The sequence below is a fragment of the Nocardia nova NBRC 15556 genome (assembly GCF_001613005.1).
Classification (GTDB): domain Bacteria; phylum Actinomycetota; class Actinomycetes; order Mycobacteriales; family Mycobacteriaceae; genus Nocardia; species Nocardia nova.
The window spans coordinates 40,929-60,336 of sequence record NZ_BDBN01000023.1; the positions used below are offsets into that span (position 1 = coordinate 40,929).

Here is a 19,408-nt window from a genome sequence, read left to right on the forward strand (position 1 = left end):
GCGGCTCAGAGCGATCGAACGAGCGTGTACAGCTCGGCTACCCAGAACACCAGCGGCAGGACGGCGGCGACGAACCCGTACTCCAGCAGCTCCACCGCGCGGCGCATCGGCGGCGTCGCCGACTGGTTCGGCACGATGGTGCCCAGGATCAGCGCGGCGATGAGCATCACCATGGCGGCGCCGAACACCGCGAGCGGCTGTTCCACCACGAAGGCCGCGCCGACCGTCATGATCAGCAGGATGGCCGCACCGCCGGCGAGCAGCACCACCGCCAGCTCGGCGCTGACGTAGGTGCGGCTGCGGAACATCAGCACCACCGCGCAGACCAGCGCCAGCGCGATGCCGGGCCAATAGGGGCTGTCCGCGGACGGATCGGTCGAGGCGAGCGCTCCGATCACGGTCACCAGCGTGGTCGCGCCGACGAGGCCGGCCAGATACATCCGCGCGCGTTCGGATTTCGTGCGCAGCACGTCCATCGTGGGCAGCGCGCGGTGGTCGTCGGGATCGTCCTCGGTGGGATCGATCGGGGTGCCGGGCGAAGGCACCGGCGGCAGCGGCAGTTTCGCCAGCAGCATCGACACTCGCGGTGCCAGCGACAGGGCGCCGAGCGCGAGCGCGGCGGCGACCGCGCCGACGGCCTTGACCGGCTGCGAGGTGAGCAGGCCGACCAGCGCGGCGGGAATGGCGAAGACGGAAAGTGTTGTGGCGCCGATGAACAGGGCCAGACCGACCCCGCTGACCCGCCAGGCCAGCAGTGCCGTCGCGCCGACGAGTACCGAGCCGAGCAGCAGATTCGCCCAGCCGTAATGGTCGGGCACGATCAACATGCCCGCGGCGAACGCGCTCGGCAGCGCACAGCCGCCGAGAACCAGCGCGGAGGCGGTGTCGCCGTACATGCGGCTCATCACCGTGCCGGCCACCACCAGCAGAATCGTCAGCACCGCGGCGATGGCCCCGGTGATCCAGCCCGCCATCGCATCCGGCGCGGCCAGCAGACCGGTGCATCCGGCGAGCATCGTCAGCACCGCGATGATCGATCCGGTGATCCGCGCGACCTGCGGCGACCAGCTGCGGAAATGGTCGGTGTCGGCGATCGCGACGTTGTACATGATGTCGTCGAACAGCGGACTGGGCGCGACGTGATCGGCGCTTTCCAGCATGAGCAGCTCGCCGTCGCGCACCCCCTGCTCGCCCAGGCTGAGCGAATTGGAGAACGGCGGCTGCCCGATACGCGCCAGCACCCATTCGGCCGGCTGGAACTGTTCGCCGCTGTTGTCGAAATCGTTGGTGCGGCTGTGTTGCGCCACCATGTCGACCACGCTCGGAATGACCAGTGCGACCGGAACGTCGACCGGAATCGCCATATCGACCTGCGTGTGCTTGGCCAGAATTGTCACCCGCGCCAGATCGGGCGCCCGGACGATTCCGCGGCTCGAATCCTCTTCGATATGGTCCAGTCGCGCGTGCGTCACGCTTCCCCCAACTCCGTCTCTACCAGGTGTTTCAGCATGCGCTCCGGTTTGCGGTCGCGCGGCCGATCCGTGCAGAATGCTGGTCGAACTGTACGACATGTCGGCCGCTGCCTCTACACTGAGTCCGCAGTACAGCCGCCGAAGGGGGATCTTCCGTCGATGAGCACTGTCAGGTTCCAGCGTCGTGCGCGCCGGGAGGTTCCGAGGTCACCGGGCGGCGAAGTGACACTACAACCGCCGCCGGAGATTCCACGCGCGATACCTGGCAGTTTACTGGGCAAACTGATGCCCGTCGTGATGGTCGTCGGCATGGTCGGAATGATGGCCATCATGTTCACCCGCGGTGGAGGTATCGCCTCCAACCCGATGAGCATGATGTTCCCGATGATGATGGTCTTCTCCATGGTCGGCATGTTCGCCGGTCAGGGTGGTAAGGGGCAGAAGGCCGCCGAGGCCAACGAGGACCGCAAGGACTATCTGCGCTACCTGGACCAGGTCCGCAAGGACGTCGACGAAACCGCCTCCCAGCAGCGCGCGGCGGTCGAATGGAGCCATCCGGAACCGGGTTTGGTGTGGATGCTGGCCGGCACCAGCCGCATGTGGGAACGCCGTCCGGGGGACAAGGACTTCTGCCACGCGCGCATCGGCCTGGGCGGTCAGCGCCTGGCCACCCGGCTGGTCTCGCCGGAAACCGGCCCGGTCGAGGAGCTCGAGCCGATCGCGGCCGTATCGCTGCGTCGTTTCGTACGTACGCATTCCACGGTGCCGGACCTGCCCACCGCCATCGCGGTCAAGGGCTTCGCCACCATCCAGCTCAACGGTGACCGCGCCCAGGCGCGCGATATGACCCGCGCGATGTTGTTGCAGCTGTGCATGTTTCAGGCGCCGGACCAGGTGCTGGTCGCGGTGGTCTGCGGTCCCGACACCGCCGCCGAATGGGAGTGGACCAAATGGCTCCCGCACACCCAGCACCCGGATTCCCAGGACGGCGTGGGCACCGAGCGCATGGTCTACGGTTCCATCCGCGAACTCGCCGATGGCCTGAATCCTTTGCTGCACAACCGCGTTCGCTACTCCCGCAACCAGCCGGCCAATCAGAATCTGGTCCACATCGTCATCATCGTCGACGGTGGTCTGCTCGAGGCCGAAGAGGATTCGCTGCGCGAATCCGGCTACGAGGGCGTCACCATCATCGATCTGTGCAGTTACGCTCCGCGCCTGGCGGTTTCGCGCGGCATTCAGATGGTCGTCGAGAACGGTGAATGCGTCGGCCGCGGCGCCACCGGCAACATGGAACGCTTCGCCCTCATCGACCGCATCAGCGCACGGCAGGCCGAACAGGTCGCGCGGCGGTTGGCGCCGTTCCGCGTGGCGGCCGTCCAGCGCGGTGGCGAATCCGTGGTCGAGGAGAACGCCGAGGTCATCAGTTCGTGGTCGCAACTCATGGGGCTCGGCGATATCGGCACCTTCAACCCGGAGAACGGGTGGAAGCCGCGGTACGGCCGGGACCGGTTGCGCGTGCCGTTCGGTGTGGGCGCCGACGGCCTGCCGGTCTACCTCGATATCAAGGAGGCTGCCGAGAACGGTATGGGCCCGCACGGTCTGTGCATCGGCGCCACCGGTTCGGGCAAATCGGAATTCCTTCGCACACTAGTGCTTTCGCTGCTGGCGACGCATTCGCCCGACCAGCTGAACCTGGTGCTGGTCGACTTCAAGGGTGGTGCGACCTTCCTCGGCCTGGAGGGCGTTCCACACGTCGCGGCCGTGATCACCAACCTCGAGGAAGAGGCCGATCTCGTCGATCGTATGAAGGACGCGCTGGCCGGTGAGATGAACCGCCGTCAGGAGGTCCTGCGGCAGGCCGGCAACTTCGCCAACGTCTCCGAATACGAGAAGGCACGCGCGGCCGGCGCCGACCTGGATCCGCTGCCCGCCCTGTTCGTGGTGCTCGACGAGTTCTCCGAATTGCTCAGTCAGCACCCGGATTTCGCCGAACTGTTCGTGATGATCGGCCGTCTGGGCCGGTCGCTGCACGTGCATCTGCTGCTCGCCTCGCAGCGTTTGGAAGAGGGCAAGCTCAAGGGCCTGGAATCACATCTGTCCTATCGCATCGGCCTGAAGACGTTCTCGGCCAACGAATCTCGTCAGGTTCTCGGTGTGCCCGATGCCTACAATCTGCCGAACAGTCCCGGTGGCGGATATCTGAAGTCGGACTCCGGTGAGATTCAGCGCTTCCAGGCCTCCTATGTTTCCGGGGCGTATGTGGGTGGTGGCGCTCAGCGTGAGGTCACCCAGGCCGGCATCGTCGGTGGCGAAATCGATATCAACGCCAGGCCTTTCGTCGCCGGCCATGTGGCCTTCCGCAAGAGCGACCGAATTCCGTTGCCGCCCGAGCCCAGTGCGGTCGAAGAGGTGCAGCAGGACGAGAGCACCGAGAAGATCTCCAACCTCGGCATGCTGGTCTCGCGCATCCAGGGCCACGGTCGCACCGCCCACGAGATCTGGCTGCCGCCGCTCGACGCGGCGCCGACCCTCGATCAGCTCATTCCGCGCTCGATCCTCACCGGCGAATACAACCCGGTCGCGAGCCTGCGCACCGCGATCGGCATCGTCGACCGGCCGTACGACCAGCGCCGCGATCCGATGGTGGTCGACCTGTCCGGCGCCCGCGGCAACGTCGCCGTCGTCGGTGGTCCACAGTCCGGTAAGTCCACGGCCCTGCGGTCGCTGGTCATGGGCATGTCGCTGACCCACACCGCCGAACAGGTTCAGTTCTACTGCCTCGACTTCGGTGGTGGCACCCTGTCGGGCCTGGAGGGCCTGCCGCACGTCGGTTCCGTCGCGGGCCGCCTGGATGTGGACAAGGTGCGCCGCACCATCTCGGAGATGACGACCATCGTCCGTCAGCGCGAAATGCGGTTCCGCCAACTCGGTATCGAGTCGATGGCCGACTTCCGTCGCCTGCGCGGCACCGACCCGGCGAGCAGTCCCGCCGCGGCCGGCGCCCACGAAGACCCCTTCGGTGACGTCTTCCTGGTCGTCGACGGCTTCGGCTCCATTCGCCAGGATTTCGATTCGCTCGAACAGCCGATCATGAACCTTGCGACGCAAGGTCTTTCGTACGGTGTGCACATCGTGATCGCGCTGAACCGCTGGGCGGAAGCGCGGCCCGCCCTCAAAGACCAGATCGGCACCCGCATCGAACTGCGCCTCGGCGACCCGATGGATTCCGATCTCGGCCGCAAGGTGGCCTCGCTGGTACCGCAGGGCCGTCCGGGCCGCGGTATGACCCCCGACGCGCTGCATATGCTCACGGCACTGCCTCGTGTGGACGGGAATTCGAATCCCGAGACCCTCGGCGCCGGTGTCGCCGATGCCGTGCAACGCTTGATCGCCTCGACCCCGGGCCGGCCGGCGCCGCGCGTGCGCATGCTCCCCGAAGTCCTCAACCGCGACGAGCTGGTACACAACGTTCTCGGTGGCTGGCCGGGCGCGGTGGATCAGTACACGCGGTGCGTGCAGATCCCGATCGGCCTCAACGAATCCGAGCTCGCGCCGGTCTTCCTCAACATGGCCGAGCAACCGCACGTACTGATCTTCGGCGACACCGAATGCGGTAAGACGAATGTGCTGCGCAACATCATCCTGAACATCGTCGCCTCGAATACGCCGGAGAATGCCAAGCTGATCATCGGTGACTACCGCCGGACGCTGCTCGGAGTGGTCGAGGGCCGCCATGTCGCGGGATATGCGCCGTCGGCGGAGATGCTGGACACGATGATGCGCGACTTGGTCGGTGTGCTGAAGGCACGCATGCCCGGCCCCGACATCACCCAGCAGCAGTTGCGTGAGCGGTCGTGGTGGTCGGGCCCCGAGGTCTACGTCATCGTCGACGACTACGACCTGGTGTCCACTCCGTCGGGCAACCCGCTGTCGATCCTCACCGAATATCTCGCGCAGGCCAAGGACATCGGCTTCCACCTGATCATCGCCCGGCGCTCGGGTGGTGCGTCACGAGCGCTGTACGAGCCGCTGATCGGCCGGATGAAGGATATCGGCACCATCGGCCTGCTGATGAGCGGCAACCGCGACGAGGGCGCGCTGCTCGGCAACGTCAGGCTCAGCGAAATGCCGCCCGGCCGCGGCACATTGGTCGCCCGTTCCGGAAACAGCCTGATCCAGACCGCCTGGACCCCGGCACCCTGATGACGGGCACCGGCGCCTGTGTCGAAACCGCTGTGGCCGAGGTCATCACCGACGGCCACAGCGGAAAATCCGAAGGCGCTGGAAATTCCGCGCAGAAGATGGCAGGCTCAGAATCCGGACAGTGTGAACGTCTGATGCGCGATATCCAGCAGGACCGTCGCCCCAGGTACCACCGGCCGACAGAACAGGAACGCTCGGGGGCGCGATGCTCATCGCTGAGCGGGACCGACTGACGGCACACGGGCTGTTCAACACGAGAGGGGGAGGTGCAAGACATCCACACCGCAGGCATCCGAGCCATGCGATCGACTGTCGAACTGCGCCGATGCGCGGGACATGACGATGGAACCGAGGACGCCCGTCATGCGTCCAAACCACTAGCAGGATAAAGACCATTCCTCGCCGCGGCCCGCGGTGACCGATAGAAGGAGCCACGATGCCCTTTCACGCCGACGCCGAGCAGCTCGCGAGTTTCGTCCGCGAGATGCAAGACAAGCACGACCAGATCGGCCGCATGATTACCAACGCGCACAATCACGCGACCACTCTCCAGGGTCCTGCGTTCCAGGGTGGCGCCGGAACGGCCTTCCAGAACACCTTCGATCAGTTCTTGACCTCGGCCAACAAGATGAACGAGGCGCTGATGCAGAATTCGCAGAATCTCGAGAGCGCCGGCAAGAAATATGCGGAGATGGAAGAGGGCAACTTGAGCACTCTTCAGAAGACCTCCGACAGCCTGAACTGGGCCTGACCGACCCAGCTCGCTCGGCTCATCACATCATTCCTAGAAGACCCTAAGGAGAAGAACGATGGGTGACTTCGGCCAGATTTCCTACGACTTCGGAACGATCGACGATGCCGGTAGCGGTATCAAGACCGAGGCGATGAACATCACCGCTGCGCTCGAGGATATGGAAAAGAAGTTTCAGGACTTCATTACCGCGCACTGGACCGGTAGTGATGCCGCCCACGCGTTCCAGAGCGTGCAGCAGAATTGGCGTCAGCAGTCCGATGAGCTCAGCGCTTCGCTGGCTCAGCTCGGTGCCCACACTGTCGGCGCCGGGGAGCAGATGCAGGGCGCAGACGTTCTGGCGGCCAAGCTGATCGCCGGCTGACAGGAAGTATCCGATCGATCGAGACGGCAACGGCCGCACACCCGAAAATTCGGGCGGTGCGGCCGTTCGTCTTTCGCGGTGTGGGAGCCGCAGCGGTCGCTCTACCAGCTGGTGGCGAGTATCGCGTATTGCGCTGCGGCGCGTTGTTGAGCGTCCTTGATTTGTGAGCTGGCTACTCTGGCAGCGTAGCGGCCGTATCGAACAACACAGCGGAATCTGTTGTCGGTGAACACCTGCTGTTCGGTATTTTCCTCGCAAAACGCATCCGGCACGCCCTGTGGAGGATCGATTGAGCTTCTTACTCTTCGACGCAACTCCTCGGCCAGTGCCTGTGCGCTCGCTGCATCCGCTGAGCGAAAGAGCGTTGTAGAACCTTCTGTTGTGGATACCGCCTCGATCTTGCCTTTGTCGGCCAATATCTTGCCGTCCGAATTGGAGACGTTCAGAAATCCACGCGTCGTAAACGACCCCGACGTGAGCAGGCTGGGGCCATAGAAACCTTTCGCTGCGAGCGTCTTGCGATACATTCCGTTCGGGTCGTACGGGAGATGCAGAATATCGCGCTTGGACAGCGGTGGAAAATCGCGCAGCAACGGAATCTGGACGTCGTAAATATGCTCGATAAATGACGTGAGCTGCGGTAGTTCCGGCTGTGGCGCGCGGGCGAATACGTCCAGAAGGTAGTTGCCTTCAGCCATTCTCGAACCGATCGTTCTTATCCCGGGGCGCCAATGCGACCGGGCAGTGGGATACTTGTCCAGCTGAACGGACTGATTTTGATCTCCCGCTATTGCGAAATCAGCGTCTTCGAAGGCTTTGGCGGCGGCATCGGCCGACTGTTTGTCCGGGAACTGGTATACCGAGATATCGACGAGCTCATCGGCGTCGAACACCTCGTTTTCTTTTTGTTGCCGCTTCTCCGTCATGACTCCATACAGCATGCCGTTTCTTTCGAGAGCAGTCACGAGCCCCTCGGACATGTCTTTATTCAGCCCGTCCTTCGGTTCCACGATTGCGCCCGCGCTGTTGCTGGTCAATTTGGGTTCGATCTCGGTACCGATTGCAATTTTGTCGAGCAACCGCATTGCGGCCAATTGTTTTCCGAAATAGAGTTGAGGGATGTACCGATATTGCATATCGATCGGGTCGGTTGAATAGCTGCCCACGTCCAGTTTGCGGACATCGATCTCCCCCGGTGTCGGAGTTCCTCCGACGCTCGCTCCGCATGATGAGAGGGTCAGTGCTAATGCTGCGATGACCGATAGGCAGCCGGATGCTCGCATAATGTGCATCGTTCGATCTCCCTATTTGCTGTTCGCCAGAATGGAGTACTGTGCCGATATGCGCTGTTGTGCGTCTCGAAGTTGCTGAGACCAGACAATAGCGGAATACCGGTCGTACCGAACATGGCAGTAGTATCGGATATTCGTGTCCGGGCCCTTGTAATTGAGGCATTTTGCGTTGGGAAGATGGGGTGGTGAATCCACTCGGCGCATGAATTTTCCCGGCGCGCTCCGAAGCTCGAATATCCGCTCAGCTGCTGCTTTGTCCTTGGCGCGTACCACCTCGCCGGCATCGTAGGCGACACGGTCCACACCGTTGTCACGATATAGCTTTTCGATAGCCTGCGGTTCGTCGATCAACTGCATAGCGCCATGTAAATCGAAAGTACCGGGCACATTTTGAAAAGAGTCTCCTTCGGGTCGGTGCAACGCTCGGGAGCGGACGCCATCCGGATCGACGGGGACCTTCATGAGCTGATCAACCGGTGTGGGAGTGAAACTTCGTAACTTGTCGGTGGTAGCGGCAATGGATTTCTGAGCTAGATCTGTAAGAGACGGCAGATCCGAGACTCCGAGTTCGGTATTCTCGAAGTTGTCGACGATCGTCACTATGACGTATTTGTCGTATGCCGTCCATGTTGCCAACGTTTGTTTGGCCGGCTTCCACCTCGCAACGGTATCCGGATACTTCGCCAACGTCGTCGGCTCAACCGGTCCGTCGTCGTAGAAGTCCGCTTTAGATAATTCACCGGCCGCGTTTCGAGCGGATTCGGCATCGGAAAATAGAAGCACCGAATTCGCAAGTTCGTATGAGAGCGAATAGGCTTCGTTGGAACTGCCCAACGCGGTGAATCCGCCGACATAGTTCTTCGCCGCTGCGTTGAAATTCTCTTCGTGAAGCCATCGAAACATCGAGCTGAGGTGGAACTGCGGCCCGACATCGAGAAATGCGTGTGTTCCGGAGCTTTGCCCCACGGTGAGCTTCGAATCCACCTCGTACGGCAGTGGCAGAGCACTCCCCAGCCGGTTGGCTTCCATGAAGCGTGCGACATACATGTTCTTGGGCAGACCGAGGTCGGCCGGTTTGGTGCTGTATCCGCCGACGTCGAGTTGTGCGAGATCGACAACCGGGTCGGTGACTTTCGTTGTGTCCGTGTCGGTTCCGCATGCCGCAGACGTTGTGGCGGCGGCGGCCAGCCCGATCGCCGCGATGATCTTGGCGGCAACTGTCAATGATTTCAATGCTCCCCCCTCTTTTTCGGATCTTGCACGGCCGATGATCCAGCCGCAATTCGAGGCGTACGAGTGTGACCGACCGGACTTTTCAGGTCGGCGCCGGACCTACTTCACCTGGTTGTGGAGAATCGGGACCAGCTTCTCCAACAGTGTCTGCTCCGAGGCCGGTGTCCAGTTCCGCATGGCGGAGACGGCAACGGGGTCATCGAGAGGAATCACTGTTGCTCGTGCACTCGCGATGCTGTACGGCAAACCCAGCAGGCCTCCGCCGCCTGCCTTCGGGTCGCTGCGCACGGCAAGGATGTAGCTGTCTGCCGAAGCCTGGAGCTCCGGATACGGGTCCGTGATGGGACGCGGGGAAGTTTCGTCGCCGTTCTTCTGATACTGAAGGTTGTAGACGAAGCCGAGGTCTTCCATGAACTTGGATTGTGAGGTGCCGCCGAGATAGACGCTGAAAGTCTTCTCGCCTGTCACATCCAGCATCGTGATGGTCTTTCCCGCGAAGGAAGGATTCGCCGCACGCGCTTGGGGCAGTGACGTATAGGCAGTGACGGTCGTCGTCGCGGCGGCCGATGCCGAGGTGGTCGCCGGCCCCGTCCCGCCCGAATTGCCCTGGGTTGCCCACACTCCGATGCCGGCGGCCAATCCTACGGCGACGAGTGCTCCGACTCCGCCGAGGAGCAAGGGTTTGCGGCTCTTGGGTTTCGGTTCGAGGAGGCGGGAGAGGTCGGGGTCGGGGCGGTGGCCGGTTTGGGTGGGGATTGCGGATTGGGTCCGGTGGGGGATCGGGGTGCGAGGGTCGGTCTGGGGGCGGGGGTCGAAGACCTGGATGGGGTAGGTCGGGGAGGTGGTGGTGCGGATCGGGCTGTGGCCGGGGGTGAGGGCGTTCGCGGCGGCGTCGGTGAGTTCGCGGCAGCTGCTGAAGCGGTCGGCGGGATTCTTCGCCAGGGCGCGCGCGAAGACGTGGTCGATCGCCGGTGGTAGCCCGGAATTGACGGCGGTGGCGCGAGGCGGCGGCTCGTAGAGGTGCCCCATCATGACCATCGCGGGTTGGGTTGCGGGATACGGGTTCTGGCCGGTGATGAGCTTGTAGAGCGCGCAACCCAGGCTGTAGATGTCGGCTCGGCTGTCGACCGCCATGCCTTGGAGTTGTTCCGGCGGCGCATAGGCGATCGTCGCGACGAAGCTGCCGGTCTGGGTGAGTTCGGTGGCGTCGTCGGCGGATTTGGCAACACCGAAATCGGTGAGCAGGACGCGTTCCTCGTCATCGTCCTCGGGGGTCGACAGCAGGAAGTTCGCGGGTTTGACGTCGCGGTGCAGGAGTCCGCGGCGGTGCGCGTAGTCCAGGCCCTTACCGACCTCGGTGACGATGCGCAGGGCGCGCAGCGGAGTCATCGAATGCGGGTCGCGGGCCAGTTCGGCCGAGGCGTCGGTGCCGTCGACGTACTGCATGGCGATCCACAACTGGCCGTGCTCTTCACCCCGGTTGTAGACCGAGACGATATTCGGATGATCCAGGCCGGCAGCGAGATTGGCCTCGCGTTCGAATCTGCCCCGGAATTCGTGGTTGGACGACAGTTCACCGCTGAGCACCTTGATGGCGTCCATGCGGGGGAGGCTCGGATGTTTGGCGAGATACACCGTGCCCATCCCACCGGCGCCCAGCTGGCGAACGATCCGATACCCACCGACGATGGTGCCGGGACTCATCACCATCAGTAACAAACTCCTGGTAGTTCGGCGGGCCGCGTATCGTCGCGGAGCTTACTGGACTTCGAGGTGGGCGGTCGAGTCACGGCTGCCACTGGCTGTTGGCGAACAGGGCGTACTGCGCGGCCGCGCGTTGATGCACGTCGACCAGCTGATTCGAGGTCACATAGCCGACGTAGTTGCGGTAGGCGACGATGCAGGTATAGCGCTTCAGCCCGCCGTCGGCGTTCTTCGTACCGTTCTCTACGCATGCCGAATCCGTGAGCTGGGGAACCGGATCGACGGCCGGGCCACCGCCCTGGAAGATGATGCGATCGGTGACAGCCTTCTTCGCCGATGCGCCGTCGGCGGCGCGCACCACCAGAGCGTCGGAGGTTTTGGCGAATTCGTCGGCCTTCAGGGCGGCGACGCTCTGCGCGGCGGCCTTTCGATCGGACATGTAGTGCAGGATTCCGTGCGGACCGAATACGCCGTTGTCGTCGCCGTATTGGGGACGCCCCGACTGACCGGTATTGAGCGCCCGGCTGAGCAGGTAGTCCGGATCCCAGGGAAGTTTGACCGTGTCCTCGTCGGAAATCGGCGGCAGCCGGTCCAGCAGGGGGAATTCGACGTCCAGGGCCTTCTCGGTGAGCGAGGTGAGGCTGTTCAGGTTCGGTGTCGGAGTGAGGGCCAGTACCGACACCACATAGGAGCCGTGCGCGAGGAAGGAGCGGATCGACGGTGTTCCGGGGAGCCAATGGGCGTGCGCATCAGGATATTTCGCGAGTGGCACCGGCTGGTTCTGGTCTTTGTAGGCGTTGAAATCGGCGTTGTAGAAATCGGTGGCGGCCCGGGTGGCGCTTGCGGCGTCGTCGAACTGCATGACCGACAGTGCGAGCACCGTGGAATAGGGCTTCTCGGGTTTCGGCCAGCCGGCGAAACCCCAGCCCGCGTCCTTGTCGCTGGCCGCCGTCGAGAATCCGTACACCATGTGGTCGCGCTTGGCGACGGCCTCCATATCGTTCTCGTTGCCGAGCGCATCGGGCAGGACGCCGGCGGAGAAGCTGCCCGCCTTCTCGCGTTTCGTCAGCGACGGGTCGACCTGGTCCGCGGTTACCACGTACTCGGCGAGGCGCATGCCGGCGGCCTCGGGTGCGTTGACGAAGCCCGGCCGATAGTCCACGTGGATATCGAGCGGCCGCACATCGTAGTTGCCGACATCGAGCTTCCGGACATCTATTTCCGACGGACCGGCCCAGCCGCCGACGGTCGCGCCGCACCCGGTCGCCGCCAGAACTCCGCCGAGGCAGGCCGCGGCGGCCGCCGCCCGGACGAATCGTGTGGTCATTTCGGATCCGCCTTCACCAGGATGGTGTACTGGGCCGAAATGCGTTGCTGCGCATCCAGTAACTGCTCGCCCCAGGCCAGCGAGGCATATCGGCCGTAGTACACCGAGCAGTAGAAGCGGACGGCCAACATCTCCTTGCCGTTGTATTCCCGGCATTTCGCGACCGGAAGATTCCGCGGGGACGCCGCCTGCTTGAAATGTTTTTCCGCTCCGCCCAATTCGTCGCGAATATCTGCGGCGGCCACGGCATCGCGGGCTCGGTACAGTTCGTTGCCGTAATCGGCGAAGCGGTCGACGCCGTCGCGGTCGTACCACGCCCGGGACTCGCCCGGATCGCTACTGAAGTGCAGCCCGGCATGTCCGAGGTAGACACCGGGCGGGTTGAGCCATTCGCCGGTCGCCTCCTTCGGCCGGATCATGCTCCGGCCGAGCATCCCGTCGATGTCGATCGGGTGGTCCATCAGTTTGTCCGGGGGTGTCGGCTGAAACTTCGCGAGCGCGGGCGCGACGGTGTCGAGACTTTTCTGCACACGCGAGACGAGCGCCGGGAGATCGACCTTGTTGAACCAGTTCTTGGCCTGGTCGTAGACCGCGGTGAAGACGACCAGCCGACCCGCCGGATACCAGTTGCTGATCGCCTGTTTGGTCGGCACCCAATGTGCATGCGCCAGCGGATAATTGGGGATGGCGACCGCTTGGGTCTGCGGGTCCCGGCCGAAATCGCGCCGCTCCAGGGCCACGGCGACCTCGGTCGCGCGCTGCTCGGTCGGGAAGATCATGGCCGCGTTGACCAGCTCGCTTCCCAGGTTGTCCGGGTCGTCGCGGCCGTAGGACGCGAAGCCGCCGATCAGGTCCGGGGCGTCTTCGGCGAAGTTGCCCAGGTCGGTGAAGTCCTTCATCACCGACGTCTTCGGATCGAGGAAGACCAGGGTGTCGAGTTTGCCGGTGTGGGTGAAGGCCGGATCGATATCCATCGGCAGCGGCATCGCGCTGCCGAGTCGCTCCGCCTCGAAGAATGCGGCCTGACCCGGATTGGCGGGCTTGCCCATATCGCGCGGTGTGGCGTCGTACGGTCCCACGTCGAGACCGCTGAGATCGACGGTCGGTTCGGCGGCCGGAGGGGGAGCCGGATCGGAGCCGCATCCCGTCGCGGCCAGCGCCAGCGCGGCCACGGCAGCGGCCAGCACACGCACGGAATTTCGCATAGTCCCCTCCCACAGGCTCCACGCCGGTGAACACAGGTGCCTGCTCGGCCGACGCTGCGAAGAAGATAGCACCCGTCTCCGACGGGTGCCCTTCACCGGCGGCGGCACCCGATGTGCGGGCGTCGCTGTGGGCGGGGTGTCAGGCCCCCGTCCGCAGATCGCCGACGAACTTCTCGCACACTGCGGCCATGGGCTGCCAGTCGCCGGCAGGATATTGGCAGCCGACGCTGACCTGCAGGCCCGAATCCACCAGCACCTGCCAGCGCACCGTGGTGCCGTCGCCGGGAGTTTCCTCGTAGGACAGCCCGGGGCGGCCGCCGAAGATCACGTTGCGCTGCAGCGGCCCGACCGTGCCGGCCGGTCGTTTGGCGATCTGGGTTTCGAGCGTGGCGGCGACGTCCTCGATGCCGGAGCCCGCGGCGAGATCCTTCTGGACCAGCGAAATACGTTCCCGCGCACCGTCGTTCGGGGAGAAATCGACCCGGGCGCCGGAGCGATTGGTGATATGCCAGCCCGCCGGGACCACCGCCTCGACCCGCCCGAAGGACTCCGCGGGCGGTGCCGCCGCCGCGGTCGGTGAGGCGATGGGGGACGGGTGCGTACCGGTGGATTCGGCCGTCTGCGACTCGCCGCCGGATCGGGTCAGCACCACGGCGGCCGCCACCGCGGCGACGATCACCGCGAACACAGCGGCGCCGATGAAGAGGGGAGTGCGGCGCTTCGGTGGCGGCGCGGTCGCGGCCGCATGCTCGTGCAGCGAGCCGACCCACGGTGTCTGCGGGGCGAACTGCGCGGGGCGAGTCGCGGGGGACACCGCGGGCCCGCCCCGGACCAGATCCACACCGGACATCCCGCGCAGGTCGACACCGAAGCCGTAGCGCCGGGACAGTTCCGCGCGCATCGCGTCGAGCAGTGCGGGTTCGGCGGCGCCGACGACCACGAGATAGCTGGGTTTGCGGCCGCCGAGCAGTCGATCGACGACATCGACGACGGCCTCCACGCCGCGTCCCTCGGCCAGGTCCGCGGAGCCGATCGTCGGCTCGTATTCGCAGGCCTCGATCCAGGTCTCGGTGCCCGAACGGCCGGTGAGGGTGACGGTCGTGGTGAGCGTATTCAGTTCCACCACCGCGATGCGCTGCTGCTGCGAGGTGCTCGCGGACAGTCCGGCCACCCGCAATGCCAGCGGTTCGACGCTGATCTCGCCGGCCAGACGGCGGGCGCCGGCCTCGAGCGCGGCGCGGCGGCGCGTGCCCCACTCCGACGGGCTCACCACCGTGAGCCGCTCACACGCGCTGGGCAGCCGCAGATTCGTCAGCACCGCGCCGAAGATCGCGGCGAAGGCGTCGGCGACGGTCGGCAGCATCGGGACGAAGGCGATGCGGTCCGCTGCGGCCAGCCGTACCACCGAGACGGCGGGGGAGGGCGGTTGAAGTGGTTCTCCCACAACGAGACTCGCGCCGTCGCTGGCGGGGACCACCGAGGGAGCGCCGTCCCAATGAGTGGATTCGCTGCGCGCCCACAATCGGCTGTCGGTCAGTATCAGATCGACCGTGGACATCAGCTCCCCCTTCCAGGCTGGGTCTCGCGGCATAGTACTCCAGCACGGTGACGCTCCCGCGCCGCCCGGGCTCGGTCAGAAGTTGTTGGCCAGCAACGCATACGCCGCGTCGACCCGCTGATCTATATCCTCGCGGCTGTTGGCGTTGACGACCTCCACGTATCGCCGGTAGGGCACGTAGCAGCGGAAACGGCTGTCCTTCTGGGGATCTCCCGAACTGTTGAGCGTCAGGCATTTGGCCCCGGGCACCGTCTCGGGCGCGTCGGCCGGCTCGTACTGCTCACCGGAACCGGAGATCAGCCCTTTGATCATGCGCGCCCCCGCATCGGCGTCGCGGACGCGCAACACCGAGCTGTTGTCGGCGACGGCGATGGCATCCATGCCGGTGTCGTCGACGAGGCGCTGGCGTGTGGTCTCGTCGGAGGAGATGTGGACGAATGCCGATGCGGCATAGACCGCGAAGCGATCGGCATCGGGTGTGCGGTTCGAGCGGTCGCGCACGACGGCGCGGGCGAGCAGGCCGTCCGGATCCACCGGCAGCGCGTCGAGGCCGCCGGCCGCCGTCGCCTGGAAGTGATCGAGTGCCGGCACCTCGGCGTCGAGCGTCTTCTGGACCCAGGCCAGCAGGTCGGCCTCCTCGGAGCGAGGCCGCTCGATGAACAGCGAGATCACGAACTGTTTGTAGGCCATGAAGGTGCCGATGGTGGGGATCCCGGGACGGTAGTGGATATAGGCATCCGGGTATTTCGGCTGTGCGAGTTTGCGATTGAGGTCGGGTGCCACACCGAAGTCGACATCCTCGAGTTCGCGCGCGGCCTGCCGGGCAGCGGACTCGTCCGGGAAACGCAGCACCAGATCGGTGACCGAGGTCGCCGCTGCCGCGCTGTCCAGCGAGCCCGGCTTGTCGGAACCCGCCGCGACATAGGCGACGATCATCTTGTTGCGGTCGAGCACCGGTTTGGAGACCGCGGCCAGCAGGCGACGGGTGGCCTCGGTGCTGTCGGCGACGACTCGCCCTCCGGCGCCGACCGTCAGCGACGGGTCGATGCGAACGGCCGGGACCACGGCCTGCGACATCCGCATCCCCTCCGCCAGCGCGCCCTTGCTGCCCGCGGTGGCGTCGTAGCTGTGGCGGTCGACCGGATACGGACCGACGTCGAGCGTGCGGACATCCAGTTCGGCGGCGGTCGGGGTTCCCTGCACGCCGCAACCGGTCAGCGCGGCAAGCAGTGCGGCGCAGGTGAAAACAAGAGATCTGCGAATCGTCCGGCCCATGGACCGCCCCCTTCTCCCGGTGCTCTCTCCCGGTTCTCCGACATCGAAATTACCGGACCGGACCCGACAGCGGGGACTCATGGACAACGATTGCCTTAACCTTGTCCGTGTGTTGACCGCTGCGCTGATCTCGCTCGGAGGCCGATTCCGTTGATGGATCGGCAGGTCGAGGTTGTCGCCGGTAACCATGTCGTCGTGCGTGTCGCGGGGGCCGTCGTGGTCGTCGCGCATCGTGGTCGCGGCCGGGTTCACCCCGACGCGCCGGCGATGCGGGCCGCCGAGGCGCTGGCGCAGTTGGTGTCCGAGGCGTCCGAGCATGCCCCACAAGGACCCGGGCGGATCATCGCGCGCGAGGCTACCCGCTGGCTGATGCAGGAGGCCGAACAGGTCGACGGCAGCCCGGTCGACCTCGGAATTCTGTCCGGCTCGGATACCGGTGGAGTGGCGATCTTCCTGCACGGCTCGGTCACCGCGGTACTCGCGGGCGCCCGGGGTGTCGAGTACTACCGCGGCGTGGATGCCGCCTTCACCGTCGACCGGTTCACCGAACCGCCGGCCCGCGCGGCGGCGCTGTTCATCGACGACGAGCACGGCCGGATTCCGGAACTGCCCGAACGTGGCATCGGCTCCCTGGTGGAGGGCGTGGCAGCCGCCGCGGGTGCGGTGGTCTGGTTCGAGGGCGAGCGGACCCGCGCGCGTGATCGTGTCGCCCGTCCCGCCGCCGGTGCACACCATCGCGCCGAGCCCTCGCCCACGTCGCAATTGGACGCGCAGCGGCCCGAACCGCAACTGCCCCCACCCCCGACCCGACCGGATCGGACACCGGAAGCCGATGCGCGGCAAGGGATATCGCGTCCCGAACCGGCGGAGGATCCTCGGCTGGCCGAAACCCGGTTGCGCGGTACGAATCCCGCCCCCGGTCCCGATCCCGAACTGGAACGCCGAATGGAGGCGACCGCCCGCGCGACCTCGCTGGCCGTGCGGGTGATGGGATTCACCTGCGCTCGGGCTCATCCCAGCGATCCGCGCTCGGCGTTCTGCACGGTCTGCGGAATGCCGGTCGACCAGACGCAGCAACCGGTCGAAGTCGTCCGGCCGCCGCTGGGCATGCTCGTACTCGACGACGGTATGACCTATCTGCTGGCGGCCGACGCCGTGATCGGACGGGACCCGGAGAACTCCGAGGCCGCCCAGCGCGGTCTGGTGCCGGTCAAAATCGAGGACTCCTCCGGCGGAATGTCGCGGGCCCACGCCGAAATCCGGCTGATGAACTGGGATATCACGGTCGTGGATCGGGGCTCCACCAACGGCACCCGGGCCCGGCCGGCCGGATATCGCGATTGGATTCGGCTGCAACCGAATCAGCCGATGGTGCTGGCCCACGGCTCGGAGATCCAGCTCGGCAACCGCGTACTGCGATTGGAGCCGGCCGCGCCCCCGCCGTTCGGCTGAGCGACCGTAGCGACGCGGCCGGGGGAGGCAGCGCGTCAGGAGTAGCGCGCCTCGCAGATCTCCTGTGTGCCCAGCACACCGGCCCGGAACGCGTCCACCCGGGAAAAGCCACTCGGCACCGTCTTGCCCTCCACATCGCTGGCCGCCAGCCCATCGCTGAGCAGTCCCGAAACCGCCTTGTCGAGATCGCCGGGAGACAGCGCGATATCGCCCTGGCCGGCATCGCGACGCGGATCGGCGAGCTTCGCGGTGATCACGCCCGACAGACAGGCGGCCCGCAGACCGGTCTTCGCTCCGGTCAACTGCTGGTGCGCACTGCGCTGCACCGCGAGCGCGTAGCGGGAGACGAACACGACGTAGGCGTTGTAGTCGCCGCCGACGCGAGTCGGAAAGCCGTCCTGCTCATCGGTATCCGCCGCGCCGCGCTGTGCGAGGGCCGGAATGTCGGTGCCGATCGTATTCGTCGCGGGGCAGTAGGTGACGGGCACGGTGTCGGCGCCGTTGCTGCAGTGCATGAGGGCGCCGTGATAGTCGTAGGTCGGCTCGGACGGGATCGGCATGATCGCCGCCATCGCCTTGCTCAACTCCTTGAGACTGTCCTTGGTGATCGCCAGTTCGCCGCGATTGACGTCGTCGCCGAAGGACTGCGGCAGATTCTTGCGGCGGCGATCGATGTCCTTCATATCGATCGCCTTGCAGCCCTTGGGGCCGTCGGTGAAACCGATCTGCACCGCGGTCACCCGCTCGAAGGCCGAGCCGTGCACCGATTCCGGATCCTCGGGATTGGCGTCGCGGATGGCGACCGTCGCGGCCAGCACGTTGTTGAGGCCGTCGGAGGTGTTGATCGTGAAATGCGCGGCCTTGTCCTCGGCGACGTGACGCATGAACGCGCCGGCGAAACAGTCGGCCTGCTGCTCCTTCACGATGACCGGATCCTTCGCGGTGACGATGCGCGACATCGTCTGGATGGCGTGGCCGTATTCGTGCGCGAGCACCATCACCACGGCCATCTTCCCGAAGCTGTCCTGCATCATGGGCAGCAGTACGCCGCGATCCCAGCCGACGGAATTGTCCAGCCGGCAGTAGGCCGCGTTGACCAGGTGATAGGTCGTGTCCTTGCAGAACTGCGTCTCCTGCGAGCGTGGCGCCTTCGCGCTCCAGGAATACAACTTGGTGACGGGGGTGAAGTCGCCGTCGAACTCGTTGTGATACTCACCGCGCCAATAACTTTGGATATCGTCGATGGCGTTGAGCGCCAACGTGTCGACCGCGCCCTTGTCACCGCCCGTCGCGGTCAGCGGGGAATCGGGAACACCGGAACGAGGACCGCTGGGGCCGTTGGTGGTGGGCAGTCCGGCGACCTGGAACGGGTCGTCGTAGATGGATACGGCGTGCCCACCGGTCGTCATGGTGCACCCGGCCAGTAGACCGACCGCCAGCACCAGTACGGCGAGGGTCGCCGTCACCGGGCGTTTCGCCATCTCCCCATCCCTCCCCGGGCCGGTAGTCGCTGCGTCACCTGCGCCGCCCCCGGCGATCGGGGGCACGTTCGAGCCCCACCGATGTCAC

The 19,408-nt window shown here is 65.4% G+C and carries 13 protein-coding genes; 4 read left to right on the plus strand and 9 right to left on the minus strand.

The features are described 5' to 3' along the window. Nucleotides 1–5: 5 nt before the first annotated feature. Nucleotides 6–1,472 carry a type VII secretion integral membrane protein EccD gene (gene eccD / locus NN2_RS10320; protein WP_063012572.1) on the minus strand — a complete coding sequence of 489 codons (1,467 nt, stop codon included), beginning with the start codon at nt 1,470–1,472 and terminating at the stop codon, nt 6–8. A gap of 159 nt (nt 1,473–1,631) precedes the next feature. On the opposite strand from eccD, the gene eccCa reads away from it, so the two are divergent. The 3 genes from eccCa to NN2_RS10335 all read left to right on the plus strand — a co-directional run bounded on the left by eccCa (nt 1,632) and on the right by NN2_RS10335 (nt 6,793). Then, a complete protein-coding gene (gene eccCa, locus NN2_RS10325; protein ID WP_063012574.1) occupies nt 1,632–5,678 on the plus strand; it encodes a type VII secretion protein EccCa in 4,047 nt (1,348 codons plus the stop codon). Nucleotides 5,679–6,114: 436 nt separating this feature from the next. Continuing rightward, the gene (locus NN2_RS10330) at nt 6,115–6,429 is read left to right on the plus strand and encodes a WXG100 family type VII secretion target (protein WP_063012576.1); all 315 of its coding nucleotides are present in this window, start codon (nt 6,115–6,117) and stop codon (nt 6,427–6,429) included. 58 nt (nt 6,430–6,487) lie between these two features. Further along, a complete protein-coding gene (locus tag NN2_RS10335) occupies nt 6,488–6,793 on the plus strand; it encodes a WXG100 family type VII secretion target (protein ID WP_030513461.1) in 306 nt (101 codons plus the stop codon). A gap of 101 nt (nt 6,794–6,894) precedes the next feature. Here NN2_RS10335 and NN2_RS10340 read toward each other — a convergent pair whose 3' ends face one another. The 7 genes from NN2_RS10340 to NN2_RS10370 form a co-directional block, all read right to left on the minus strand. After that, on the minus strand, nt 6,895–8,076 hold the full coding sequence (locus tag NN2_RS10340) for a DUF7373 family lipoprotein (protein WP_156511295.1): 1,182 nt from the start codon (nt 8,074–8,076) through the stop codon (nt 6,895–6,897). A 21-nt stretch (nt 8,077–8,097) separates the two neighbouring features. Further along, nucleotides 8,098–9,318 carry a DUF7373 family lipoprotein gene (locus tag NN2_RS10345; RefSeq protein ID WP_156511296.1) on the minus strand — a complete coding sequence of 407 codons (1,221 nt, stop codon included), beginning with the start codon at nt 9,316–9,318 and terminating at the stop codon, nt 8,098–8,100. Between the two features lie 99 nt (nt 9,319–9,417). After that, entirely contained in the window at nt 9,418–11,028 is a 1,611-nt protein-coding gene (locus tag NN2_RS10350; protein WP_063012582.1) for a serine/threonine-protein kinase, read from the minus strand. Between the two features lie 76 nt (nt 11,029–11,104). Further along, on the minus strand, nt 11,105–12,349 hold the full coding sequence (locus NN2_RS10355; RefSeq protein WP_063012584.1) for a DUF7373 family lipoprotein: 1,245 nt from the start codon (nt 12,347–12,349) through the stop codon (nt 11,105–11,107). Then, nucleotides 12,346–13,554, minus strand: a complete 1,209-nt coding sequence (locus NN2_RS10360) for a DUF7373 family lipoprotein (protein WP_063012586.1) — start codon at nt 13,552–13,554, stop codon at nt 12,346–12,348. Before NN2_RS10360 ends, NN2_RS10355 begins: the two co-directional genes overlap by 4 nt. Nucleotides 13,555–13,693: 139 nt before the next feature. Next, nucleotides 13,694–15,112 carry a type VII secretion-associated protein gene (locus tag NN2_RS10365; protein WP_063012588.1) on the minus strand — a complete coding sequence of 473 codons (1,419 nt, stop codon included), beginning with the start codon at nt 15,110–15,112 and terminating at the stop codon, nt 13,694–13,696. A gap of 75 nt (nt 15,113–15,187) precedes the next feature. Beyond that, nucleotides 15,188–16,387 carry a DUF7373 family lipoprotein gene (locus NN2_RS10370; protein WP_063012590.1) on the minus strand — a complete coding sequence of 400 codons (1,200 nt, stop codon included), beginning with the start codon at nt 16,385–16,387 and terminating at the stop codon, nt 15,188–15,190. Between the two features lie 153 nt (nt 16,388–16,540). Between NN2_RS10370 and NN2_RS10375 the strand changes: the two genes are divergently transcribed. Continuing rightward, nucleotides 16,541–17,839 (plus strand): FHA domain-containing protein, encoded by a 1,299-nt coding sequence (locus NN2_RS10375; RefSeq protein WP_063012592.1) that lies wholly within the window; start codon nt 16,541–16,543, stop codon nt 17,837–17,839. A 35-nt stretch (nt 17,840–17,874) separates the two neighbouring features. Here the strand turns inward: NN2_RS10375 and NN2_RS10380 are convergent, their stop codons facing one another. Beyond that, nucleotides 17,875–19,320 carry a neutral zinc metallopeptidase gene (locus tag NN2_RS10380; RefSeq protein ID WP_063012594.1) on the minus strand — a complete coding sequence of 482 codons (1,446 nt, stop codon included), beginning with the start codon at nt 19,318–19,320 and terminating at the stop codon, nt 17,875–17,877. Nucleotides 19,321–19,408: the final 88 nt, after the last annotated feature.